The following is a 25,856-nucleotide window of genomic DNA, read 5'->3' as shown; positions in this document are numbered from 1 at the left end:
GTAGCCTAAGATCGGTTTAAATTGTCAGTATCATCTCAAGGCAAGGGTGCAAAATGGCAGATATCAACGGCACGATGATGCAATATTTCCACTGGTACATTCCCGATCGAGGAACCCTGTGGGATGAGGTGAAAAACCAAGCAAAAGAATTGGCTGATGCGGGTTTTACGGCACTGTGGCTGCCGCCAGCTTACAAAGGAAGTGGCGGGCAAAGCGACGTTGGATATGGGGTTTACGACTTATTTGATTTGGGAGAATTCGACCAAAAAGGTTCAATTCGCACCAAATATGGTACTAAGCAGCAATATTTGGATGCGATCGCAGCCTTGCACAAATCTCAGATTCAAGTCTATGCCGATGTAGTTATCAACCACAAAATGGGTGCAGATGCAGCAGAGATATTTAAGGCAACTCCTTATCCTCAAAACAATCGGCTAAATCCCAAAGGTGGATTGCAAGAAATCAAAAGCTACACTCATTTTAACTTTCCCGGACGCCAAGGTAAATATTCCCAATTTGAATGGCACTGGTGGCATCTTGACGCAGTAGACTACAACGAATACAATAAAGACGATCGCAGCACAGTCTATTTGGTAGAAGGTAGAAGTTTTGATGACTATGTTGCCCTAGAAAATGGCAATTTTGCATATTTAATGGGGTGCGATCTGGATTTTCAGGAGCAAGGGGTACGAGATGAAATTACACGCTGGGGTAAGTGGTATCTCGACACAACAGGTGCCGACGGTTTCCGTTTAGATGCAATCAAACACATATCGTCTTGGTTTTTTCCGGAATGGTTGGATGAATTGGAGCGATATGTCGGCAAAGATTTGTTTGTTGTCGGTGAGTATTGGGCACCAAATATCGATATCCTGCACTGGTATGTCGGTTCAGTTAAGGGCAAAATGTCAGTTTTTGATGTGCCGCTGCATTACAACTTTCATTACGCCAGCCAACAGGGCGGTAACTACGATATGCGGCGCATCTTAGACGGTACAATGATGCAGCAGCAACCGACTCATGCAGTAACGTTTGTCGAAAACCACGATTCCCAACCGCTGCAAGCACTTGAATCTGTGGTAGAACCCTGGTTTAAACCTCTTGCTTATGCGATTATTCTATTGCGAAAAGAAGGTTATCCCTGCGTTTTCTACCCGGATTATTACGGTGCAGAATATGAAGATTGGGGGCGTGATGGCAATCGGTACAAGATTGTTATGCCTTCTCATCGATCGCTAATTGACAAGTTTCTCCATGCTCGCAAACACTTCGCCTACGGCCCTCAATATGACTATTTCGATCATTGGAATACCATTGGCTGGACGAGATTGGGCAATCGGAAACATCCACAGGCAATGGCAGTAATTATGAGTGACGGCCCGGAGGGTTCCAAGTGGATGGAAGTTGGTAAACCTCATGCTAAGTTTGTGGATTTAACAGGGCATATTAAGGAACCTGTTTCTACTAACGAGTGGGGTTGGGGCGAGTTTCGCTGTCAAGGCGGTTCAGTATCTGTGTGGGTTCAGGAATAAGATCGGTTGGTAGTAATCTCATGTTCTATCTGTAAGGTACCCCGAAACGCACCCTACAAAAATTAATAAGGTGCGCCGAAACGCACCCTACAAAAATTAATTAATCACCACTACCAGTTTGCAGCGATTCTTTAGCAGTCTGCGTCCACTCAGAGTGGAAGAATTCGCCGCGCGGTTTGTCGGTGCGCTCGTAGGTGTGAGCCCCGAAATAATCACGCTGAGCTTGCGTGAGGTTTTGCGGCAATCTTTCGCGGCGGTAGCTGTCGAAATAGTCCAGCGAGGCGCTAAATGCTGGCACTGCAATCCCCAGTTGGCAAGCAGTAGCTAACACGTCTCGCCAAGCCGATTGGCGATCGAGAATGCTCTGTTTGAACTCCGGCGCTAACAGCAAATTCGGCAGCGTGGGGTCGTCCTTGAAAGCTGTTTTAATCTTGTCCAAAAAGCCAGCCCGAATAATACAGCCACCCTTCCAAATTCGGGAAATTTCGCTCAAACTCAAGTCGTAATTGTACGACTTCGAGGCCGCGCTCAACAACGCCATGCCTTGCGCGTAGGAGCAAATCTTCGAGCAGTAAAGCGCATCCCGAACTTTGTTCACAAACTCTTTAGTATCGCCTTCGTACTTGCCGCTAGGCCCCGTCAGTTCTTGGGAAGCTTTGATGCGCTCGTCTTTGTAAGAAGACATGATTCTGGCATTCACAGCAGCGATAATTGTGGGAATGCTCACGCCCAATTCCAAAGCACTCATAACAGTCCAGCGGCCCGTGCCTTTTTGGCCGGCTGCGTCCATAATTACCTCAACTAAGGGTTGCTTAGTTTCGGGGTCGTTGTACTTGAAAATATTAGCCGTAATTTCAATCAAAAACGAGTTGAGTTCGTCTGTGGTATTCCATTCGGCAAAAACTTCCTGCAACTGCTTGCCGTTCAATCCACCAACGTTTTTGAGCAAATCGTAGGCTTCAGCAATAAGCTGCATATCCCCGTACTCAATGCCGTTGTGAACCATCTTCACGTAGTGGCCGGCGCCACCGGGGCCGATGAATGTGACGCAGGGGCCGTCATCTACTTGAGCCGCAATTTTGGTGAGAATTGGCTCTAGTAGGCCGTAAGCAGCGTGCGTGCCACCGGGCATCAAGCTAGCACCGTTGAGCGCGCCTTCTTCGCCGCCGCTGATGCCCATGCCGACAAATCCCAGCCCCATCGATTCTAAATCTTTGGTGCGGCGTTCGGTGTCGTCATAGAGCGAGTTGCCGCCGTCAATAATCATGTCGCCCGGTGACAGCATGGGTTTGAGCTGGTCGATGACTGCATCTACGGGTTTCCCAGCTTGCACCATCACTAAGATTCGGCGCGGGGTTTCTAGGACATCGACGAATTCTGTCAGAGTCTTGGCGGCTACAATGTTCTTGCCGGGGGCGCGTTGTGCCATGAAGTCGTCGGTTTTAGCTGCTGTGCGGTTGTACACAGCCACGGAGAAGCCTCTGCTTTCGACGTTGAGCGCTAGGTTTTCGCCCATCACTGCTAGACCGATTAAACCAAAATTTTGCTTTGTCATGCTAATAACCCGCTGGTTGTTCCCGCTTGAGGATAGGTTTGCGAGAGAGGAAAGCGAGGCGGGGTGTAGCGCTTTCCGGTGGACTAAAAGTATTGGACAATAGACCTAGGAGGTTTAGGTTTATTTTTATATTCTCAGAATTGCTGTTTGGTAAATCAGTAGGGTTTTTTTAAGATTTAAGGGATATTAATGGCGCGGGCAGGTGATGATAAGGCAGGTATTATGTCGATCGCGGTAACGGTAGATACAAACAAGCGGACATTTTGAGGAAAATTGAGGAGACTGTTGTAACTATGGAAGATTTGCAGTATCTCGCGGCCTGGGTGAAGGAGCAACACGCTCGCGAGTATATTTTGACTTGGCTGCTGAGTCAACAGGGGCTGTGGTGGTCTGATGGGGATATTTATCAGGCCGTTTTGCAAAAGTCGGGAAAGCTTTTGAAAGCTTATGTTCAAAAAAGGCAAGCGGGAGAGTTATTTGAGGGAATTTCTGAGAAGTTGGTGGGAGATGATAATTGGGATGATTTGGTGCTGAGTTTAGGGCGAATTGTGGCTGTTTATCAAGAGGAATTGCTGAAGCTGCAAGAGCGCGATCGCCGGGGGGATGGGCTAAAAAAAAATTTGATTAGCCAACCGTTGAGTGGAGATGCTTTGTCGCTTTTGGAAGTGCAGCAAGCTTTGCCCGATCCTTATGCGGATACGTTGACGGGGAGATAATTGGCGATCGACTTTTCGGAGGCACAAGAATCTCAGAAACCCGGTTTCTTCCTATATCTCTCGTACTCAACCAAAATTTGTCGCCGAAACCCGGTTTCTCGCCACGCAGTGAATCCCAAAAACCGGGTTTCTTCCTATATCTCTCGTAATCAACCAAAAATTGTCGCCGAAACCCCGTTTCTCGCCAGCCAACTAAAGAAAATGGATCGAGATTCAAGGGTTGAGAATAGGTGTAATATCTAGAAGAAATCCGGGAAGGACATCTTCACCCGAAAGTGTAGGCGGTTGGTCAAAAGAGAAATTAATAACTTCTGCTACCTCTTCAGACAACCGATAAATTTCTACTAAAGGCGTTTGGGGGTCAATTAGCCAACCTAAGCGACAGCCGTTAGTTCGATAATACCGCATTTTAGCCCGCAATGTTTCTAGGGAATCACTTTGCGAGCGCAATTCTATTACAAAGTCCGGGCACAGGGGAGGAAATTTGCGCTTATCTTCTGCGGATAATGCTTCCCAACGTTCTAGGAGTACCCAAGCAGCATCAGGGGAACGCTTCGCACCGTTGGGTAATTGAAAGACAGTGGAAGAGTCAAAGACTTTTCCCAATCGAGTCTGACGATTCCACAAACCGAGTCCCAGGTTTAGATCGGAATTTCTGATGCCGCTTTCGCCGCCTGTTGGAGGCATAATAATTAGTTCTCCTTCGGGGGTTTGTTCTAATCGCCACTCTTCATTAGCGATGGACAATTGATAAAATTGTTCGTCGGTTAAAGCGACGGCGGCAGGTAGGTTGAGAGTTATAGTTTCCATCGTTGATATTATCGCCAACTAGGTTGGTTTTATTATAACTCGCACTTTCTGACAATTTTCTCAAAAAGATTGCATTCAACAGTAAAACAGGTATCTCTGCTTTACCTCGAAGGCTAGATCCCCCTAAATCCCCCTTAACAAGGGGGACTTTGAATCGAACTTTTGTCCCCTCGTTCAGAAGCGGGAATTTGTATTTGACTTTTGTCCCCCCCTTAGTAGGGGCGGTGCCCCCGTGCCCGCCCTTGGCTAGGGGGGATCGAGACTTTGCCACAAAACAAATGAGATTAATCTATCATAAATCTATCTCGCACAATCATCCCAGGAACCGGGTTTCTTCCGATATTTCTCGTACTCAACTGAAAATTGTCGCAGAAACTCGGTTTCTCGCCACGCAGCGAGAGAAATTAGATCGCAAATCCGCGATAATTTATCACAATCACCCGCGCCAAATTCCCCACGCTAACCCACAATTCCGCCGGGGGTTGAAAACCCCCGTCTCATAGCAAAAGTCCTCTCAAAGAGGACTGAAAGACACATTTTTGAACAAGCATTGCAATATCTCCCCAGTCGGTTTCAACTCACATCTTGCACCAATATCAATTACTTGTTTAGGAACAGGCAAGATGCCTGTTCCACAAGAGATCAATTTTATTGTGGAACAGGCATCTTGCCTGTTATTGAGAATGGTGCAAGATCTCAGTTTTAACCGACTTTCGCTATGAGACAGGGGTTTTAACCCCTGGCGGACTGTTGATTTCACTCTAAATATAGCTGCTAGCTTGACGGGTGAACATTGAGCAGTAAATTCCGTTTGATGCTATCAATTCGTCGTGAGTTCCTATTTCTGCTATTTTACCGTTTTCCATGACGGCGATGCGATCGGCTATTTTTGCTAAGCCTAATCTGTGACTGATGACTATGGTTGTTTTCCCGGCGGCTATTTGGCGGAAGATGCTGTAAATTTCGTGTTCTGTCTTGGGGTCTAGGGCGGCGGTTGGTTCGTCAAAAATGAGCACTTCGGCTGTAGAAAGCCGCATTAAGGCGCGGGCGATCGCAATTCTTTGCCACTGTCCCCCCGATAAGTCGATGCCGTCTTCTAATTGTTTCCCCAACGGAGTCTCTAAACCTTGCTCTAAACTGTTGACTTTAGCTGCAATTCCTGCTTCAGAAATAGCTTCGTTAATTGCGGTGTCATCCGACAGTGAAAGCAAGTCGCCGAAACCGACGTTTTCGCGGACTGTGGAGGGGAAACGGGCGTAATCTTGCATAACAACGGCGATGCGCGATCGCACGTATGCTAGAGAGTACGATCGCAAATCTTTGCCATTCCAGGCGATCGTACCACTTGTCGGGTCGTACAGGCGACCGAGGAGTTTGCCAAGAGTTGTTTTACCCGCGCCATTCTCACCAACAAGCACTAGCATTTCCCCCGGATTAATCGTTAAGTTGATATCTTCAACCGTGCTTTTATTGCTACCGGGATAGCAAAAAGATAAATGCTTAATCTCAATGCCAATTTTATCTTTTGTGGGGCGGGAATCTTGCCCGCCTTCTGGTAAACTAGGCAGGCGAGATGCTACATCCACAAGCGGAGACTGCAATTCTGGTTTGAGTTCCAAAAGTTGAAAAATCGGACTAACGCTGAGAGAGATATCGTACAAATTAGTAGAAGTGCTAATCAGTATGTGCAAACTTTGCTTTACTTGGACAATCAAACCCGAATAGAGTGCTAAATCGCCCAAAGTATAGCGACCACCCAAAGCTCCCATTACTACATAAATAAATGGCAAAGCCACTCCAATTCTACTAAACATCGACCAGAAAAGTACAACAATTGCTCCTTTTTTTCGGATTTGCTGCATCTCGCTAAAAAATTGCAAAAACTGACCCTGCCAGCGTTTGAGCCAAAGTTCTTGCAACCCAAACAAACGCAATTCTTTAGCATATTCTTCGCCCGTCAAGACTCTACTGGATAAGTTCATTTCGCGGCTGATTTTAGCTTGCTTTCTTTGAACTCTCCAGATGATTCGGCTATATTTTCTTTGGGTATAAATTGAGGGAGATGATGAGATTAACATCAGCACTGGCACCCACCAAGCTATCGCAGCAGCAAGACCTATCGATGGAATAAATATAAAAATTCCCGTGATGGTCATGCTGATGGTAAAGGCTAGTTGCTGTATTTTGGATACTCCGGTTTTGGCTAGTTCTACTATATTTAATAGTTCGGGGTTTTCAAAGAGGGCAATATCGTCGAAATTGGCGACTTTTTCGAGGACTTTTCCTTCGACAAAGCCTTGAACGCGATCGCGCAAAGATGTCGCGACAAAAGAGTTCATTGTGTCTAGGGCATCGCCGACTAACTTGAGACTTAAGACTCCGCCTATACTCCACAGCAATATTGGCCGGGAAAGCATCAAAGCAAAGGGCTGTGCTGTTTGGGTTTGCGATAGCAACCGAGATACTTCATCAATGATTAATTTATCTAAAAATAGCACGGCAGATGGGGCAGCACCGCTGATAATGTTGAGTATTATTAAATTGCGGAGTTCTATTGGTGCGGCTTTGATTATCAGGCCGAGGCTGCGCCACAAAGCTTGGAATGTGGTAATTTGGATGGGTTGCATAATTCAATCGCAATAATTTTATTTATTTATCTCCTCCTGCTGTATTATAACAGTAGTTGTCAAGTAATATAGTTCGATAACAATTAGGCCGCCAGGGATTTAAATCCCTGCCTCATAGCTAAAGTCCTCTAAAGAGGACTGTTGGTTAATATTTAGAATTTGAGTCGGTTAGCTTCGTTATAGCTAAAGTCCTCTAAAGAGGACTGTTGGTTAATATTTAGAATTTGAGTCGGTTAGCTTCGTTTAAACAGGAGTGCCGGTCAATATGTACAGGATTTATATCAAGTCTGCTAGGCTGTTTCTTCAGTCCACTTCAGTGGACTTGAGCTGTGAGACGGGGGTTTTAACCCCCGGCGGGTTAGTGCGAAAGCGACAAATATCAAACTATCCAAATGTCAAACGCTGCACCGTACCATCATCTGTAAATCGCTGTTCGCCAACGCCAACAACTTCCACAATAACTTCGCGTTCAGAAATCGAAAATTGACCCTCGCGCGCGGCAATTTCAACGATGATTTTTTCCTCTTCCAAATACACTTTGTAATTAGTCGTTGCCCAGACACCTTTTTCATGTTCAAAACTGTGTCCGTCGTCCTCATAAAGCGTCCATTCACCGTTTCCGGGCCAAATTCGCATTTTTAATGACTCAAGCGGTTCTTCGCTGACAAATTGCCTCACAGGTTCCATCGCAATTATGCCCCCGCCCCGCACGTAAAGCGGCATTCTCTCCAAAGGTGCATAAGCTAAAATGTGCGTCGGGCCCTGATAGCATTCGCCCGTCCACCAATCGTACCAAGTCCCCTCCGGCAAATACACGGCGCGGTGTTCAACTCCCGGCCGGTAAACAGGTGCAGCCATCAGCGACGGGCCGAGTAATACTTGATCGTAAAGGTGGTAAGTTGCCCGATCGCGCGGAAATTGATATAGTAACGGTCGCAAAATCGGTGTTCCCGTCGTCGCTGCTTCCCAAAACAACGTGTAAATATAAGGCAACAACTGATAGCGCAAATTCATGTATTCGCGGCAAATCTTCTCAGTGCGATCGCCAAAAACCCACGGTTCGTGTTGGGCCGTATTTATCGCCGAATGACCGCGCATCAAGGGATACAGCATTCCCACCTGCATCCACCGCGCGAACAATTCAGCGGTTGCATTCTCCGCAAAACCCCCGATGTCGCAACCGACAAACGCCACGCCGGAAAGCCCCATATTGCAAAGCATTGGTAGCGACATTTCTAAGTATTCCCACTGCGATAGATTGTCGCCCATCCATACCGACGAGTAACGCTGAACGCCCGCAAAACCCGATCGCGTCAGCACAAAAGATCGCTCGCCCGATCGCACTTTTTGCAACCCTTCCGAACAAGCTTTCGCCATCATCAACCCATACAAATTGTGCGTTTCCGCGTGGGTGGCGCCCTCGGATTCCGGGCCTTGCGGTGCATCCAGCGGAAACCAGACGTGTTGGTGGCCGTCGCCAAAAGGCCGTTCTGCGATCGAAGGTTCGTTCATGTCGTTCCAAATCCCCGCAACCCCCATATCTGTAAGGTTTTTGTGCAATTCGCCCCACCACTGGCGCACCTCTGGCCGCAGGAAGTCTGGAAACACCGCTTTTTCGGGCCAAACGTAACCGTGGAATAGCCTTCCCTCTGCGGTGCGGACGAAATAGTCATTTTCCACACCCCGATCGAATACTTCATAATCTCCTTCCGGTTCGTACTTGACACCGGGATCGACAATCGTGACAACCTTAAAACCCGCTGCTTTCAAGTCTGCGAGCAGTTTCGCGGGATCGGGGAAACGCTTCGGGCTCCAGGTAAAAATGCGGTAGCCGTTCATATAGTCGATGTCGAGGTGGATGACATCGCAGGGAATGGCGCGATCGCGAAATTGCTTCGCCAACTCGCGCACAACGTCTTCGGAGTCGTAGCTCCAGCGGCATTGGTGGTATCCCAGCGCCCATTTTGGCGGAAGCGGCATCCGGCCTGTTAACTGCGTGTAGGTGGCGAGAATTTGGGCGGGTTCCGGGCCGTAAATAATGTAGTAATCGAGTTCCGGGCCTCTGGTTTCCATCCGCAAAACTCCCGGTTGTTCGGCGCCGATGTCGAATCGACTCCAAAATGTAGTGTTGAAAAAGAGGCCGTAAGCGCGATCGGGATTCAGGGCGATGTAAAATGGGATCGCCTGGTACATTTCATCGCTGAGGGAATTGTAGTCAAGCGCGTCTATTGTCCAGTTTGTCTTGACTTCCGAGAGTTTGTCGAGAAAGCCGGTGCGTTCGCCAAAACCGTAGAAGTGTTCGTCTGCTTCGATGCGTTTCCAGCCTGCGGTTGCGCCGGTGCGCCATCCCATACTGGGATCGCAGTCGCTAGCAAAGGGTTTTCCCGATTTGTCAAAGCATTCGACGGAAGCGCGATCGCGATTGACTGAAATCGTTATTTGTGCTGTTTCAATTTCTATTTTTTCGTCTGTTTCTCGCACTTCAAATGGTGTAATTTCCCACTCTTCGTCAGGGACAGTTATTGATTGCGATCGGCTTTTGAATTCACCTGTCGGGGACATTCGCACTCGGATTAAATTCGGTGCGAGGATGCTGATGTTTAGGGAAGTTTTGCCGCAATTAAAGTGAATTGTGCGATCGCTCTTACTTATAGATTGTACTGAGCCGATCGTTGACCAAGGCTGTTCAGTTTTTTGGAGTTTTCCGAAGTATTGTGGCATACACTCTGACTAGAAATATTATCGATTTTGCTTTCAGGAGTTAAGGGTTGTCATCTGGCAAAAGGCTGAACTACAACGATCGATCTCATGCAGCAAAATCCGAATATCTCCGCTCCGTCCGGTCCACCGCCCGATTAACCCGATCGCCTGGGAGTATTGTAAAGGTGAGAACTAAAGAATCTAAAATAAATGTAAGCTAAGTTTATTAAACCTTTAACTTATGCCTCTTACCGAAATTTTACTCCTCCTCAAAAAGTTATCTCACTCCGATAAACTGTTGCTACTAAATTTCGTGGTAGCCTAATTATTGAATGGATCGGGTTTAATCCCATTGGATGTTCAGAACAAAATAGCTAGTCAAGGTTTATATGATTCTTTTGAAGCTGCTGCTGGTTTAGCGAAAGCACGGTTGCAGAGGAAAAAGCGAAGACACATGGTTAATATAGCGATCCTAAATCATTTGTGAATTTCTGACTCCCTCCCCGAACTCGCGGGGAGGGCTGGGGTGGGGTAAAAAATTTACGACTCCTGCAAGGATTGCTATATCGTGCTTTGGTGGTCGAGATGGTTGCTTTTTCATCGATCGCCTACTACCTTTATTTTGGGTAAACTAAAACTTCATAGAAAACCTGCCTTCGTCTGCGGGAGTTGTTTTCCTCCTCACAGTTCGGGGCGTCTCAGGAACAGCGGTGAATTTGCTGATTGTTGCCTACATCACAAATTAGCCCAAGTACAGTCTCGGTATTTTTAAAGATGAGGGTAGCCATGAAACGTAAAAAACAAGACCAACTCAGCCGCCGCAATTTTCTACTCGGTTCGGCAATTGTAGGTAGCGGTATTGTTGTCGCAAACCTGCGATCGAAATCTGGGTTAGCACAATCTTCTGCACCGGCAATTATCACCTCGGATCGGATGCGCCCCAGCATTCCATACGGTGTTGCTAGCGGTGATATTACCGGCAACAGTGCGGTGATTTGGAGTCGGTGCGATCGCTCCTCCCGGATGATAGTCGAATATGACACCGCCGACTCCTTCGGCAACGTGCAGCGCATCATCGGACCTGCAGCGTTGGAAACTAGCGATTACACGGCGCGTATTAACCTGATTGACCTACCAGCCGACCGGCAAATATTCTACCGAGTCAGCTTCCAGAATTTAGCCGATCCAAACATCTACAGCGTCCCCGTTACGGGGAGTTTCCGCACACCTCCAAACAGCAAGCGCGACATCTTTTTTGCCTGGTCGGGAGACACCGCCGGACAAGGTTGGGGTATCAATTCTGAATGGGGTGGCATGAAAATCTATGAAACTATTAGGCAGCTTAAGCCAGACTTCTTCATTCATTCTGGCGATTACATCTATGCAGATAATCCGATTAAATCTGAGGTAAAACTTGACGACGGTAGCATCTGGAAAAACATCACAACAGAAGAAAAGTCAAAAGTAGCTGAAACCTTAACAGAGTTTCGCGGAAATTACATCTACAACCTGCTAGACAATAACATCCGACGCTTCAACGCCGAAGTGCCTCAGCTAGTTCAGTGGGATGACCACGAAACTACCAACAACTGGTATCCCGGCGAGATGCTAATCAGCGATGACCGCTACAAAGTCAAAAGCAGTTCTTTACTGGCAGCGCGAGGCAAGCAAGCATTTATGGAGTATACGCCGATCCGCTTCGATGCCAACGACCCAGAACGGATTTACCGTTCGTTCAATTACGGTTCTTCCCTGGAAATTTTTATGCTGGATATGCGTAGCTACCGAGGAATAAACACTACCAATCGTCAGACAGCAGCCAGTGAAGAAACGGCGTTTTTGGGTAATGCCCAAGTTAGCTGGTTAAAGAACAAATTGCAGAATTCAAAGGCAAGGTGGAAAGTAATTGCTAGCGATATGCCAGTCGGATTGGTGATTGAAGATGGCAAAAACAGCGGCAACTTTGAGAACCTCGCCAATGGAGATGGCCCTGCATTAGGACGCGAACTCGAACTTGCTCAATTGTTGCGCTTTATCCAGCAAAACAATATCCAAAATGTCGTTTGGCTGACCGCTGACGTGCATTATGCTGCCGCGCACTACTACGATCCCGGTCAAGCTCAATTCACTGATTTTAAACCGTTTTGGGAGTTTGTTGCCGGGCCGCTTCACGCTGGAACTTACGGCCCAAACAAGCTTGACAATACTTTTGGCCCTTTAGTTAAGTTCCAAAGCTTGCCGCCGGGAGAAGTAGAAAATCTACCTCCTACAAAAGGTTTTCAGTTCTTTGGTACGGTTAAAATTAATGGCGACAGTCAGGTGATGACTGTGGCGCTGCACAACCTTGAAGGCAAAATTCTCTACAGCGTGGACTTGCCGCCGGAGGTTTAAAACAGCTTCAAGGGCGCTGGACAAGTCGATCGGCAAAATTACAAAATGTACGAGTAATATCAAGTTCTATCATCTGCGATCGATCGGGGAGTAGTAACGCACTCAAAGCGATATCTACTTACCCATCGAAAATAACATTTTCAATGCTAGTCCAACGATCCTGTTGGGCGGCCATCGAATCTAAGCGAAGCGCAAAGACTCTGCACCTTAGCTGCAACAGGATTGTTATGCTGCGCCGTCACTTTCCGAAGTAATTGGTATACCGATTTGAGTGAACCACGTTAACTTGTCGAAGTATCCACGCTGAAATTGAATTTTACTATCTACAACGTGGAAGAACCCGCACCCACGCAGAGTATAACTCTTGCCAGTCGGAGTAAAACCAGCAAATTCGCCGACAAATGTACCCGTGCCACTCCACTCCAAAATCGCCCACTCGCCGTCTTCAAACAGATTCTCCATATGGGTGCAGTTGTCTGGAAACGCCTGAAAGAATGAGATAAAACTCTCAAGCATCACTTCGCGCCCGTGAAGGGGATCGCCCAGTGCTACCTGGATGTTCGTCGCATCTTCGTGGTAGAGGGCGGCGAGGATATATGGATCTCGTGCATTGTATGCTGCTACCCACTCTGTCAGAACCTGTTTCGGTGTTTTCATGAGAAATTGATGTTCAACAACGATGCTGCATTCACTAGATAAAAACTTACGCATCAATACCTTCACCACCGTAGTTTTTTACGGCGATTAAAAATCTTTATGCAGTATTTTCGGAAAAAAAACTCGGTTATGAAGGTACCCATGCGTCCGGGACTGTAGATATTACTTGTACAAAACAGCCTCTTTCAAAGTTGCCATCTTAGCTAGCGCTGCTTCGACATCCTCTTGGGACGCGCCGTGGGCAATGATGGCATCGGTCAAATGCTTCACAATTGCATCAAAGTGTTCAGGCTGTAAATTCAAACCTGCGTGTGCTTTCTCCATTGAACGACCTGAGTATTGCTGGGAGCCGCCGAGGGCATAAGAGATAAAAGCAGTTTGATGGTGGCGCTGCTTTTCCATATCTGTATGATCGAAGAAATGGCTCACTATCTCGTCAGCCAAAACATCGCGGTAAAAATCATCCACCATCTCTTTAATGGCTGGTTATCCAACCATTTTTTCGTACAATGTTGTTGGCCTACCGTTTCAGCGAGTTGTTGTTTTTTTACTTAGCTCTTTAATGATAGCTGGCACCTTTGCTGTTCTCCACCCGTGAAATATTAATTTAATCTGAAATAATTACTTAGTAACTGTTGCAACTGGTGGTATTTTTTAGACCCCAGTGTATCATTGTAAACTTTATTAAGGTTCTATCGCCAGTTAGATATAGCCGATCGCCCTCCCAGCATTTTGACCTAATGCACGAATTGCTTGTTTTAGCAAGATGTTTGCGAAAAAGTCCCAACACGCATCTGTTTTCCAGCTAGCAAACTCAAGAAATTAGTGATAAAACAGAGGCCGGATGCGATCGCAATTTCCGCGATCGCTCCTGCAATTCCACAAGTTAAAATAAATGGGCGATCGGCTGCTGAGCGGCATCATGTATAATGGAATTGCAAATATAATCGAATCACCACAACGATCGCCTGTATACTGATATTCTGCCGTTGCTAGTCGGTTGCGACACTTCCGGGCGATCGCCCGCAGTTCAGAAAAACCTTTGATTTAATTACGCGGACTTAAATCAAGATTATTATGCCATCCGCCAGGAACGAAGCAATCCCAAATCTGAGCGATTGCTGCATTTCTATCTGCTGTTTCCTTAAACTTTGATGATTTTTGAGTGCCTTGAAATACTATAGCCAACATCCTAACGCTTTCTCGATCGACTACCTCAACGACTTGCGAGGAGCAATTCTAGCCTCCCCTTATCTAGCAATCAACAACCTCAACCGCGATTTCATTGGCACAAAAGGGTTTTCCGTGGTGTTTCAACGTTCGGAAATCGCCGAAGTAGAACGGCGGTTCCCTTTGTTCAAACCCTATCTAGACCAAGCATTACAGCCTGAATGCAATGCTTTTTACCTCAACCCTTTGTTGCTAGGTGAAGGTTCCCGCGTCGATCCGCATATCGATCGATCATTGCGATCATACTGCAAAACAGTTGAACCTCCCGCAGCCGTCAGCGTTTTATACGTACAAGTGCCGCCGAACTTGCAAGGGGGAGAGTTGATACTGCGGCGCAACAAACAGCAAGTCGGGCAGATTAAGCCGCAAGCCAACTCGCTGATCTATTTTCAAGGAGATTTGACTCACTCTGTCAACGCTGTTAAAAGTACCGGAACTCGTTTGAGTTTGGTTTGCGAACAGTACAGTTTGAGCGAAACCGAACTGCAAGATATTCCAGGATTCACAGTGGAATCTAGGGCGGTGAAAGCAAAAATTAAGTAAGGTTTATTCGCTCCTGAGTTGGGTCGCTTTCACTTGGGTTTACTGTAAACTTAAGGCTCAATCTAAATGGGGACTTTTGAGCATTTCCATCAACTTCCGCTTCCGACTGTGTACTTGCATCAGTTGAGAACGATAAGCAGACCACTGAAGATTTTGCCCAGTGTGTAAATAGGCAGCGCGGGCTTTTTCCAACCACTTAATCGCAAGATTGTACTCGCTTGATTTCCCTTGATCCATAATCGATGCAGCACGCCGACAAGCATTGGCGATTACCCAATCGGGGCTGTGGCTGATAGCAGCCCCCATTACTCGGTGAATCAGTGCTGAGTGGTAATAACCCAAGTCATCAGCAAGGGCGATCGCATCTTCAATCATGCCCTCATCCAGAAAAATATCAACCTTCGCGTCAGTAAAATTCCAACTTTCATTACTTTTCAGAGTTGCTAACAAATCTGCTTTCAAAGTTGACCAACTATCTCTTGCTAACTTTTTCACTAAACTATAATCGTTAAAAGACGGTTTGATTTTAAATATCTGGATTCGAGCATTTAACGCAACTTCGTCTTCCCCCAACTCAACAGCCAACTCACTCATCGATGTTGCCAGTTGGTAATGGCAATGACCTGACAAATTTAACCCAGCTTGACAAATTTTCAGAGCTTGTTCTAAGGCTCCCTGTTGCTTTAAAGTTTGAACGAGAGCCAAAGCATCTTCCGCTGATTGCATCTCAGTAGCAGCAGCTTCCACTGCTTCTTCTACTCTCCCCAAACGAGTTAACATAGTCAAGTATTGTTGAGGACAACCTTCTGCTTGGGCTAAGTATAAGTATTCTCGATCGCGTTCCTGGCGATCGAGGATTTGCAAGCGAATCAATGTTAAGTCCTTAGCACAGTCTGGTGCGTCACCAGCCCAAACTCCTTGCCCAGTGATGTTTCCTTCAAGTACCTGTTGGAGTAGGGGGTCGTCCCAACCTTGGCGTAAAGCTTCCAAACTCATGCTGAAATCACAATCCCATTCATCTTGCCAAGCTTCTAACATCACCTGGAGATCAATCTCTTCTTCAGCAGTTAGTTGAGCCGTCAAAATGGCTTCTGTCCAAGCTTCATTCAAAGCGTTAGCTACCTCATAATTTTCAGCGCCAAACTCTTCTACATCATTCCAATCTTCAACGCAGGCTGTGGTGATGGCTTCTAAAATTACTAAGGCGTTGTTGCCATCCCCCTGTGCGCTGAATTCCTGGGCTCGCTGAATTACATCTAAAAGTTCTTCTGTAATTGGGTCTTCCTCCCATCCATCCTCCAAATACCTCACAGCCTCTCGCAAAATTCGTCGTACTTGGTGTCGAAAGGGAGCAGGATCGATGGAGGTGTGGCGCGGTGCTTTGGTAGGTTGGTTTGAAGGTGCAGGAATAGCACTTAAGTTAATGTATCGTTCGATCGCATCAATGAGTGATGGTTCTTTTTGTACTAAATGCTGTATTAATTGCTGGGTTTGTACATCGTTGAGGCGATCGAGCAATTGTTCCAGTGTCGGGCCCTGCTCAATTATTTCTGGTTGCCCCAGACACAATAACAATGTCGCAACAATGTGTTTACACCACCCACCGTTATCGTAAGGACAAGTGCAGAATAATGTAGATGCTAATCCAGCATCATCAAAGGGCAGGGTAACACGGTAGGGTTCTACTTCGGAACCCTCCACTACTGCTTGCACCATATTGCCACGCCGGACTGCCCTAGTAACATTGCCAGCTAAATAGTAAGCTTCACCTCGCTTGAGAGATTGGGCAGAGGTGTGATGCTTGATCGTTGTTTCACTGAGTTTGGGAATGGGCATGAGACTATGCCTCAGCAATTAAAGGATTAGACTCGATTTTACCTGAGAAATACACTTGCTCTACAATTTAATTGCGCTCCGATTTGAGGTTTCCATAAATTTTAATAAACTGTAAAAAAACCCGGTTTCTCCACACCCGTGCCTAAGTGCTGTCTCTGTCTAACTACCAAAATTGGAATAATAGCCAAACTTTTGATGAGTAACAGCCCATACAGCTAGTTTAGCGGGACAACCTCAGCTTAAGATTCCTACAAACAGCGAACAACCCCAAAGATGAAAATAGAACGATGCAAAGCATTTTCGCTCGACGCAGGATGTCATGGAGTCGAAGTTGCAGTTTTGGTAAAATGCCAGAGTCGATCGACTCACCAATAAAACGGCCAGATTAATTTAAACTGATTAAAAATTAGGCTGCGAAAATCCGATGATCCACAAGAAGAACCGCAAAAAGTTACCCTTATTAGCAGCGTTCTTAGTCTCGCCATTTATTTCTTGGTTCCTGAGTGCGATCGCGCTATTTCTCAGTCTCTGGGTCATCGTACCAGCACCCACGATGTTCCTGTACCCTTTGGCGGTGGGAGCACCAGAAATCAGTCCTTGGTTGGTCGGTATCAATGCGATCGCCCTTCTGCTGAACCTGCTCAGACGGCATCAAGGCAAAGTCTACATTATTTTACTCATTTGTAACCTGTTCGCCCTCATCCTGGGCCTGCTACCCCTGATTCAGTTCCCAGCAGCCAATGCAGCCATAGCTACCCAAATGCAAGCTGTTCTAGGGGAAAACTATTTAGCAGCCGTTCCTCAAGCCCATCGCGCGCAGCTACGCCCTCAACCGTTTATCCTCGCAGATGCGTTCCGAGGAATTCCCCTCAGAGACGTTAGGATCGATCGGGCTATTGGATTTGCCAACCCTGACGGAGTTTCACTGCAACTAAACCTTTACCGGCCGATGCAAATTGGCAAATATCCGGCGATTATCACCCTCTACGGGGGAGCTTGGCAGAGAGGCAATGCCGATTCCAATGAAGAATTCAGCCGCTATATGGCCGCCCAAGGCTATTGTGTGGTTGCAATTGCTTACCGCCACGCTCCCAAGTATCGATTTCCTGCTCAGCTTGAGGACGTACAAGCTGCTCTTTCCTATATCAAAACTCATGCTGGTGATTGGGAAATCGATCTCGATCGAATTGCTCTGATGGGAAGGTCTGCAGGTGCCCATTTAGCAATGCTAACTGCTTATAATTCTAGTGTGCTCCCAGTTCGAGCAGTGGTGAACTATTACGGGCCAAATGACCTGCTCCGGGGATACAATGACCCACCTTTTCCTGATGCCATAAATGTTCGAGCCGTCTTGCGTGCCTTTTTGGGAGGAACGCCAGACGAACTCAACGAGCTTTACCGTCGGGCTTCCCCCATCAATTATATTAAACCGAATCTTCCCCCTTCTCTACTGGTTTATGCAGGTCGCGACCATATCGTTCAGCCCAAGTTTGGTCGATCGCTCTACGAACGATTGCGAGCCACGGGCGATCGGGCTATTTTGCTCGAAATTCCTTGGGCTGAACACGCCTTTGATGCAGTTTTTAATGGCCCGAGCAATCAATTAGCTTTGTACTATACAGAACGCTTTTTGGCTCATGCTCTGAAGTCTTCGGATTACCAACGAGTTAAATAAAAGTTTAAATTTTACTCATTTATGCTCGACAAACGGCGTCTCAAACTGTCTGAACAATTCCTCTAAGTCTCTTAATTTTAAATTCATAGAAATCCCCATTACTGTGCTGGGAAAATTTTGTGGGGCTGCTGAATAAAAGCTGACCCCGCCAGCGGTGCGGCTACCACGGGGGATTGCCCCTACAAATTTCATACCCTAATTCAGCAACGCCACAGCCAGAGCCCTTTCTTGGCACACTATATATAGTATCCCTGCGTAACTCCTGTAAATGTACGATCGCCCCCCTGTTTCAGCGCCCCGCGTCCTGTTACACTGAAATCCTGCGGTTGTGTGCGATCGGTGCGATCGACCCTTCGGAAAAAAAACTAAATTTCTGTAGCCTAGAATACATTTATTTGGTTAATGATTGTTTAAACTCTCCAAGTGTAGATTGTGTACTCTCCATAATTCTCCAAAACCCCTAAACGAGTGCGTTGTTTGCTGGACTGCGATTTATCGATCGTCGAACCGTTAAAAACCATAAGTAGTTTTGACCTGAATTCATCGGAATTGATTCGCACAAAATTTTTGAGCTGACCAGGGTGAAGATTAGTTACTAAATCTGTGCAGCGCAGACATCTATCATGTTGACTCAAGTTAGTACAGGCTCTTGTCATCTATTTTATTGCTGCTAATAACCGAAATCCAACCGCATCTCACACTGGATTGTCACGCCAGATGGGCGAAGTGATAGGGCCTCGCTCATCCAATCTTTTAGAGCCTGCCAAAAAAGGCATTCTGCCCAAAGTTAGCTTTGACTAAAAACGTTGGGTAAATCCAACATATTTGTCAATCGTTAAACTTTTGCTAACATCTATTTTTTCACAACTACTCGTCCTGCAACCCCAATAAAAATAACCATGAGTGGAAACGAATCGCGCGTTCAAGCAATTTCTCAAATCGTCAACCGCAAACTGATGCCGGGCCGGCCTCCCAAGCGGCTAGAAGATATGTGGGCAACAGACGTTTATAGTCTGAGCAAGATGCAAGAAAGTCTGCCCAAAAGTATTTTCAAATCAGTAAAAAACACCATTCAAACCGGGCAAAAACTCGATGCTTCCGTAGCTGATGTAGTTGCAGCAGCAATGAAAGATTGGGCTATTTCCAAAGGAGCCCTTTACTACGCCCACGTATTTTACCCGCTCACCAACAGCACCGCCGAAAAGCACGACGGTTTCATCTCAGTGCAAGGCGACGGCTCCGTCATCTCAGAATTTGCAGGCAAAGTTCTGGTACAAGGCGAACCCGATGGCTCCTCATTCCCCAACGGCGGCATCCGTTCCACCGCCGCCGCTCGCGGATACACAGCCTGGGATGTCACCAGCCCTGCTTATGTCATGGAAACAGACAACGGCATGACCTTGTGCATTCCTACTGTTTTCATCTCCTGGACAGGTGAAGCCTTAGACAAGAAAACGCCGCTTTTGCGTTCCATTGCCGCAATGAACAAAGCAGCAACCCGAGTGTTAAAGCTATTAGGAAACACCGAAATTGCTCCGGTAAATTCCAGTTGCGGTTCCGAACAAGAATACTTCCTGGTAGATGCCAATTTCACCACCAGCCGCCCCGATTTACTGCTAGCAGGTCGCACCCTGTTTGGCAAACCTCCTGCGAAAGGTCAGCAATTTGACGACCACTATTTTGGAGCGATTCCAGAGCGTGTTCAAGTCTTCATGCAGGAAGTAGAAGAAAGAATGTACCGGCTGGGAATTCCTGCCAAAACCCGCCACAACGAAGTAGCTCCCGGTCAGTTTGAAATTGCACCAGTTTTTGAAGCTGCAAACGTCGCCAGCGACCACCAACAATTAACCATGACAATTCTCCGCAACACTGCGAAGAAACACGGTTTTATGTGCTTGCTGCACGAGAAGCCTTTCGCCGGCATTAACGGTTCCGGCAAACACGTCAACTGGTCGGTTGGCAATGCCACCCAAGGGAACTTATTAGACCCCGGCGATACACCGCACTCGAACATACAATTTCTAGTTTTCTGCGGCGCTGTGATTCGCGGAGTTCACAAATACGGCCCGCTGTTGCGCGCGGTAGTTGCTACTGCCAGCAACGACCATCGATTGGGTGCAAATGAGGCTCCACCAGCAATTATCTCTGTCTATTTGGGTTCGCAATTAGAAGATATCTTCGGGCAAATTAGCCGGGGAGAAGTTAAGGACTCTAAAGGTCGGGGAATTATGAACTTAGGTGTAGAAACACTGCCTACTTTCATGAAGGATGCTGGGGACAGAAACCGGACTTCGCCCTTTGCCTTTACTGGAAACCGATTTGAATTCCGTGCAGTAGGTTCCGGTCAGTCTGTTTCCGGGCCGCTGGTGGCGATGAATACGATTCTTGCAGATTCTTTGGACTGGATTGCTAACAAATTAGAAAGCGATTTGGCTAACGGAACTGAACTGAATGCTGCCATCCAAACCATTCTCAAAGAAGTGATGGACGAGCACGGTGCGGTTGTATTTGGCGGCAACGGCTATTCGGAAGAATGGCACAAAATGGCTGTTGAGGAACGGGGTTTAGCTAACTTGCGGACTACGGCAGATGCTTTACCCGTGTTGAAGGAAGGATACATTGAAGACTTGTTTGAAAAGACAGGTGTTCTGACTCCAGTTGAATTGGAAAGTCGTTACGATGTTTATGCAGAGCAGTATTTGCTGGCAATTGAAGTCGAAGCAAAACTGGTAATAAGCATGGCAAAAACCATTATTTACCCCGCAGCGGTGAGGTATTTAGCTGAACTTTCTGGCACGATTGCTAAATTGAAAGAGATTGGGATTGAACTGGAAAAGGAAAGTGCTGAAAAAGTAGCGGTGCTGGTTAAATCCATGATGGATACTGCGAGCAAATTGAGTGCTGCTTTGAGCAAGCACGATTTTGCTTCGACAGAAGACCATATGCAATATGCTTCGCAAACAATTCGTCCTTTAATGGATGAGGTTCGCAAGTATGCGGATGCTCTCGAAGGTGAAGTCGCTGACGATTTGTGGCCTCTGCCTACTTATCAAGAAATGCTGTTTGTTAAGTAATAGCAAACAAATTCGGTTAATTGCAGGTTAGAGTTGTAAGGACACGGCAGTGCCGTGTCCTTACTTGTTTTTGAGCTTAAATGAGTGTTACGCTGAATCTGTCAGAGTCATTAAATGCGAGCGAGAGTAAGAGTTGTGAAGATTGTTGAGATACCCTTCAACAAATTTATCGGCGTAGAAAAAATAATCTTGCTGCGAAAAGCTATTATGCGAATTCCATCTCTCTTGAAACAAATGACTCTGGCGGCTCTAGCTCTGGTTTTTGCGATCGGTTGCAGTCGATCGACTCCGAACCTAAACTCTTCCCCGGAAGCAAGGACCTCTAGCAGCTTTAGAGTGGCAATGCTCACCACAGGCTCAAAAGACAACCAAAGTTGGGATCAAGCTTGCTTTGAAGGATTGAATCTCATCAAAAATAAATTTAATGCTGAGATAGACATTACTGACAGTATGGACGGTGAAAATAGTGAACCTACTATACGCAAATATGCCCAGTCAGGCTATGACCTGGTAATTGCAGCCAGTGGTGCCTATTCCAAAGCTGCCGAAAAGGTCGCTAAAGAATTTCCGCGCACGAAATTTGCGCTGATTACAACGCATCCAGGGAATAACAGAAATTTGGGGGCTGTTGCCTTTCGATCGGGTGAGGTGGGGTACCTCGCAGGCGCTTTGGCTGCCATGAAGACCAAAAGCAATAAAGTTGGCTATATTGTGGGCGAACCTTATCCGGTTTACAAAGAAGAAGAAGCCTTGTTTAGGCGGGGAGTGAAGGCAACGAATCCCTCTGTTCAAGCCTCGACGGCTTTTCTCAACTCTTGGGTTGATACGGAAAAAGCCATCAAAGTGGCAACGGATATGGTTGCTTCTGGAGTAGATGTTTTGGCATTCAACGCGGGTGAGGCAGGGTTAGCCGCGCTAAAAGCCGTTTCGCAAAAGCCAGGAGTCTTGGTGATTGGTAGGACAAAGGATCAGTACGAAGTGGCTCCCGGCAAAGTCCTAACTAGCGTTCTGCAGGACATTCCCAATCTGGTGTTAAATGTGGCAGTGTTAACCCAGCAAGGTCGCTGGGAAGGAAAACTTTACAAGTTTGGGCTCAAGGAAAAAATCTACGACTTTGCCCCTTTCCGTGGTAGTCTCACGTCTCAGGAAGAGGACACTTTCAAGATTATCCGAGAAGCTGTGACGACTGGCAAAATCGATGTTTCTCCTTAGTGCACCGATTAATTGATTTACTAATATTGATTCTAAGTCCGATGCAAAATCAACGCAACGAGCGTGTTCTGCCGATCGCCAGAAGCTCTCGTTCTCATCCTTGGCAACGCTTCTTTTCTATTGCAAATCAGCTCCGGTATGGTTTGATATTTTTGGTTCTTCTGAGCTTGCTGCCCACAGGTGGCTTGCTGATCTACCTCAGCTTTCAGGCGCAGATCCAGCAATCGCGATCGCTCCAACAAGAGCGCAGTCAGACAGCAGCAGGGCAGATTGATAATTATCTAGATGACTTGAAACGAAAACTGAGCTATTTAGCTAGGGTCAAAGGAATCACAAACTTTCAACCTCAAGTGCAGCAGAGTTTTTTGGAAGGGTTGATTCGTCATAATGATGCTTATGAAGCCGTTGCCATTTTGAACCGGAAGGGACAAGTTGTCGCGTCAGTTTCACCCTACGAACCGCTCAAGTTAGAAAATCCAGCCCATTCGCCACTGTTTATTCGTGCCTTCAAACAACAGGAAGATTATGTCAGTCCTGTAGAAATTAATCCTAAAACTCGCCAACCCACCACCATTCTGGCGGTTCCGATTCGGAATGAGCGAGATGAGGTGGATGGGGTGCTATTAGCAGAGATAAATCTCAACTTTCTCTGGTTTGTTGTTTCCCAAATCGAGGTTGGCAAGACGGGTTATCTCTATGTAGTCGATGAGCGTAATTTTCTCATTGCTCAAAAGGGTAGTAAGCCAGAAACATTTCAACTTCAAGATATTTCTAAGCGCCCCTTCTTTCAATTTTTGAAAGCATCCGAAGATACTAAGCGCCTTAACGTTTATCCGGGTCTAAAGCAGGTAGAAGTATTGGGAGCCACTGCCTTAGTTCGGAGCGTAAATTGGAATGTGGTTGTAGAACTGCCAACGGCTGAGGCTTATGCTCCTGTTTACCAAATGCTCTCAGTGATGGGAGGCTCATTGGCGGTGGTGACGATCGTCGCTGTTGGCATTGGGTATCTATTTATTCGGCAAATTGTGGTGCCACTTCAGCGCTTAACCGCGGCAGCTACTGAACTCAGTGCGGGGCAATTAGAGACGCGGGTCAACATCGACCGCCAAAACGAATTGGGGACATTGGCGATCGCATTTAACAATATGGCAACCCAGTTAGAGGAACTGATTAAAGCATTTGAAGTGGAACGCAATTTCGTTTCAGCAATTCTTGAAATTGCAGGTGCCCTGGTAGTTGTGCTCGACCCGCAGGGACAAATCGTTCGCTTTAACCGAGCTTGCGAACAAATGACTCATTACTCGTTTAGTGAAGTGAAAGGCCGCTACATTTGGGACTTGTTCCCGAACTCAGACTTAGCTCGACAAGCCACAACTACTTTTGAGTCTTTACAATCTGGTAATTTTCCCCAGCAGTATGAAGGCAGTTGGGTGAGCAAAGATCAACAAGTCAGACTGATTGCCTGGTCAGATACTGCTTTACTGGATAATGAAGGTGAAATTGAGTACATCATCAAAACAGGGATTGACATTACTCAACGGAAACAGGCAGAAGAGGAACTCAAAGCCTCGGAACAGCGACTATCTTATCTATTCCGCCAAAGTGCACTGGCAGTTGTGGAATGGGATTTAAACTTTAAAGTCACTGCTTGGAATCCAGCTGCAGAGCAGATTTTTGGTTACACGGCTACAGAGGCGATGGGACACCATGCCGCAGAATTAATTGTGCCTGCGTCTGCCCGAAAGGCGGTCGATAAACTGATGAACGAGTTGTTGATTCAGAGCCAAGGAATCTACAGCATCAACGAAAATATTACGAAAGACGGCAAAACTATTATTTGCGAATGGTTCAATACGCCTTTAGTAGGGGATGCTGGAAAGATTGTTGGAGTTGCTTCCTTGACACTGGATATTACTGAGCGCAAGCAAGCCGAAGTTGCTTTAAGGCAAGCAAAAGAGGAAGCTGAGGTTGCACTCAAAACCTTACAGCAAACTCAGGCACAGCTTATTCAGGCAGAGAAAATGTCAGGTTTGGGGCAACTGGTTGCTGGTGTTGCTCACGAAATTAATAATCCAGTCAACTTTATCTATGGCAACCTGAGCCATACTGCCGACTACACGCAAAATTTACTAGAGTTGATTCAGCTTTACCAGCAAACCTATCCAACTAATGCCCAAATTCAGGAAAAAATTGAAGAGTTCGAGTTGGACTTCATTAGTGAAGATTTGCCCAAAATGCTGACTTCAATGAAGGTAGGAGCGGATCGCATTCGTCAAATTGTCCTGTCGCTACGAAACTTCTCGCGGCTCGATGAGGCAGAAAAGAAGCCTGTTGATATCCACGAGGGAATTGACAGCACATTGATGATTTTGCAAAATCGACTGAAGGCAAAACCGGATCATCCTGCTATTGAAATTGTCAAAGAGTACGGCGACTTACCGCGAGTAGAGTGCTATGCCGGACAGTTGAACCAAGTCTTTATGAATATTCTGGCAAATGCGATTGATGCTTTAGAAAACTACGACAATCAGCGTTCTCTAAAAGACATCCAAAAGAATCCCAGTTGTATCACTATTCGGACTAAGCTAGTCACAAAAGAAACTGAGCCAGGTTCTTCTAAAAACGTGGTGATTCAATTTCAAGACAATGGCTCTGGGATGACGGAAACTGTTAGACAACAGGTGTTCAATCCCTTCTTCACCACAAAACCAACTGGTAAAGGAACTGGATTAGGGCTATCCATCAGCTATCAAATTGTAGTTGATAAGCACGGTGGCTCCATCGAGTGCTTATCTCAACCCCATCAAGGAACAGAGTTCCGAATTGAAATTCCTGTATTGCAAAGTGGTGCTGTAGCACTCGCGGGTAAATAACTGCTATCACATTCCTTTATATATAGCGTTTTTTAAGTAGCTGGGAAACTGCTAGAGCGCCTCTGAATGATGTGTGTAAATAAAAGAAAAGTGGTCAGCTCAAATTTCAGAAAAAAAGGAGGTAGACAAGTAGTGAGTGCCCGCAGCGGGCGCTCTGACTCGCGACAGCAGGCGATCGCACACCTAACCAGGCGATGGTAGCGAACGGCTCCTCAAACCCTCAAAACAAGGATTAGGGGCGACCTCGCTTGGAGTTTGATTCTCCCATCCCTTTCTCAAAAGTAAAAGCGATCGCTTGTCAGATAAAATCTGGAGCGCTCGCTTAAAAACAAATATATATGCTGACTCTAACCCTCTTTTGTCACTCTCGTGGTAGTATAAGCAGTGACACACCCCAAAAGCATTGCCAGTCCTATGGTAGACCC

General features: G+C 46.5%; 16 protein-coding genes. 9 read left to right on the top strand and 7 right to left on the bottom strand.

What is annotated here, in order from left to right; genetic code table 11:
- Positions 1-53: 53 nt before the first annotated feature.
- Entirely contained in the window at positions 54-1,532 is a 1,479-nt protein-coding gene (locus QUA71_RS23150) for an alpha-amylase (protein WP_333288622.1), read from the top strand.
- A 100-nt stretch (positions 1,533-1,632) separates the two neighbouring features.
- Here QUA71_RS23150 and gnd read toward each other — a convergent pair whose 3' ends face one another.
- Positions 1,633-3,087: a decarboxylating NADP(+)-dependent phosphogluconate dehydrogenase gene (gene gnd, locus QUA71_RS23145; protein ID WP_333288620.1), complete on the bottom strand. Its 1,455-nt coding sequence runs from the start codon at positions 3,085-3,087 to the stop codon at positions 1,633-1,635.
- Between the two features lie 293 nt (positions 3,088-3,380).
- Here gnd and QUA71_RS23140 point away from each other — a divergent pair, with 293 nt between their 5' ends.
- A complete protein-coding gene (locus QUA71_RS23140) occupies positions 3,381-3,803 on the top strand; it encodes a hypothetical protein (protein ID WP_333288618.1) in 423 nt (140 codons plus the stop codon).
- 213 nt (positions 3,804-4,016) lie between these two features.
- Here QUA71_RS23140 and QUA71_RS23135 read toward each other — a convergent pair whose 3' ends face one another.
- Positions 4,017-4,613 carry a Uma2 family endonuclease gene (locus tag QUA71_RS23135; protein ID WP_333288616.1) on the bottom strand — a complete coding sequence of 199 codons (597 nt, stop codon included), beginning with the start codon at positions 4,611-4,613 and terminating at the stop codon, positions 4,017-4,019.
- A gap of 278 nt (positions 4,614-4,891) precedes the next feature.
- Here QUA71_RS23135 and QUA71_RS23130 point away from each other — a divergent pair, with 278 nt between their 5' ends.
- The gene (locus QUA71_RS23130) at positions 4,892-5,116 is read left to right on the top strand and encodes a hypothetical protein (RefSeq protein WP_333288614.1); all 225 of its coding nucleotides are present in this window, start codon (positions 4,892-4,894) and stop codon (positions 5,114-5,116) included.
- A gap of 258 nt (positions 5,117-5,374) precedes the next feature.
- Here the strand turns inward: QUA71_RS23130 and QUA71_RS23125 are convergent, their stop codons facing one another.
- Positions 5,375-7,240 (bottom strand): ABC transporter ATP-binding protein, encoded by a 1,866-nt coding sequence (locus tag QUA71_RS23125; protein ID WP_333288613.1) that lies wholly within the window; start codon positions 7,238-7,240, stop codon positions 5,375-5,377.
- Positions 7,241-7,624: 384 nt separating this feature from the next.
- Entirely contained in the window at positions 7,625-9,961 is a 2,337-nt protein-coding gene (locus QUA71_RS23120; RefSeq protein WP_333288611.1) for a glycoside hydrolase family 31 protein, read from the bottom strand.
- Positions 9,962-10,726: 765 nt separating this feature from the next.
- On the opposite strand from QUA71_RS23120, the gene QUA71_RS23115 reads away from it, so the two are divergent.
- On the top strand, positions 10,727-12,331 hold the full coding sequence (locus tag QUA71_RS23115) for an alkaline phosphatase D family protein (RefSeq protein ID WP_333288609.1): 1,605 nt from the start codon (positions 10,727-10,729) through the stop codon (positions 12,329-12,331).
- Between the two features lie 225 nt (positions 12,332-12,556).
- On the opposite strand, the gene QUA71_RS23110 is transcribed toward QUA71_RS23115, so the two are convergent.
- Together QUA71_RS23110 and QUA71_RS23105 are read right to left on the bottom strand one after the other, a co-directional pair.
- Positions 12,557-12,988: an ester cyclase gene (locus tag QUA71_RS23110; protein WP_333288607.1), complete on the bottom strand. Its 432-nt coding sequence runs from the start codon at positions 12,986-12,988 to the stop codon at positions 12,557-12,559.
- A gap of 162 nt (positions 12,989-13,150) precedes the next feature.
- A complete protein-coding gene (locus QUA71_RS23105; RefSeq protein WP_333288605.1) occupies positions 13,151-13,459 on the bottom strand; it encodes a group 1 truncated hemoglobin in 309 nt (102 codons plus the stop codon).
- Positions 13,460-14,158: 699 nt separating this feature from the next.
- On the opposite strand from QUA71_RS23105, the gene QUA71_RS23100 reads away from it, so the two are divergent.
- Positions 14,159-14,761: a 2OG-Fe(II) oxygenase gene (locus QUA71_RS23100; protein WP_041622513.1), complete on the top strand. Its 603-nt coding sequence runs from the start codon at positions 14,159-14,161 to the stop codon at positions 14,759-14,761.
- A 57-nt stretch (positions 14,762-14,818) separates the two neighbouring features.
- Here the strand turns inward: QUA71_RS23100 and QUA71_RS23095 are convergent, their stop codons facing one another.
- Positions 14,819-16,597, bottom strand: coding sequence for an SWIM zinc finger family protein (locus QUA71_RS23095; protein WP_333288603.1), 1,779 nt, complete (start codon positions 16,595-16,597; stop codon positions 14,819-14,821).
- Between the two features lie 424 nt (positions 16,598-17,021).
- On the opposite strand from QUA71_RS23095, the gene QUA71_RS23090 reads away from it, so the two are divergent.
- The 4 genes from QUA71_RS23090 to QUA71_RS23075 all read left to right on the top strand — a co-directional run bounded on the left by QUA71_RS23090 (position 17,022) and on the right by QUA71_RS23075 (position 25,431).
- Positions 17,022-18,272, top strand: a complete 1,251-nt coding sequence (locus tag QUA71_RS23090; RefSeq protein WP_333288600.1) for an alpha/beta hydrolase — start codon at positions 17,022-17,024, stop codon at positions 18,270-18,272.
- 899 nt (positions 18,273-19,171) lie between these two features.
- Positions 19,172-21,346 (top strand): glutamine synthetase III, encoded by a 2,175-nt coding sequence (locus QUA71_RS23085; RefSeq protein ID WP_333288598.1) that lies wholly within the window; start codon positions 19,172-19,174, stop codon positions 21,344-21,346.
- Between the two features lie 135 nt (positions 21,347-21,481).
- Positions 21,482-22,558: a BMP family protein gene (locus QUA71_RS23080; protein ID WP_333288596.1), complete on the top strand. Its 1,077-nt coding sequence runs from the start codon at positions 21,482-21,484 to the stop codon at positions 22,556-22,558.
- Between the two features lie 41 nt (positions 22,559-22,599).
- Positions 22,600-25,431: a PAS domain S-box protein gene (locus tag QUA71_RS23075; protein WP_333288594.1), complete on the top strand. Its 2,832-nt coding sequence runs from the start codon at positions 22,600-22,602 to the stop codon at positions 25,429-25,431.
- Positions 25,432-25,856 lie beyond the last annotated feature (425 nt).

This window comes from Microcoleus sp. MON1_C5 (assembly GCF_036701875.1).
Taxonomy (GTDB): domain Bacteria; phylum Cyanobacteriota; class Cyanobacteriia; order Cyanobacteriales; family Microcoleaceae; genus Microcoleus.
The sequence above is the reverse complement of the archived record's forward strand: the minus strand, read 5'-3'. Positions and strand labels throughout refer to the sequence as shown.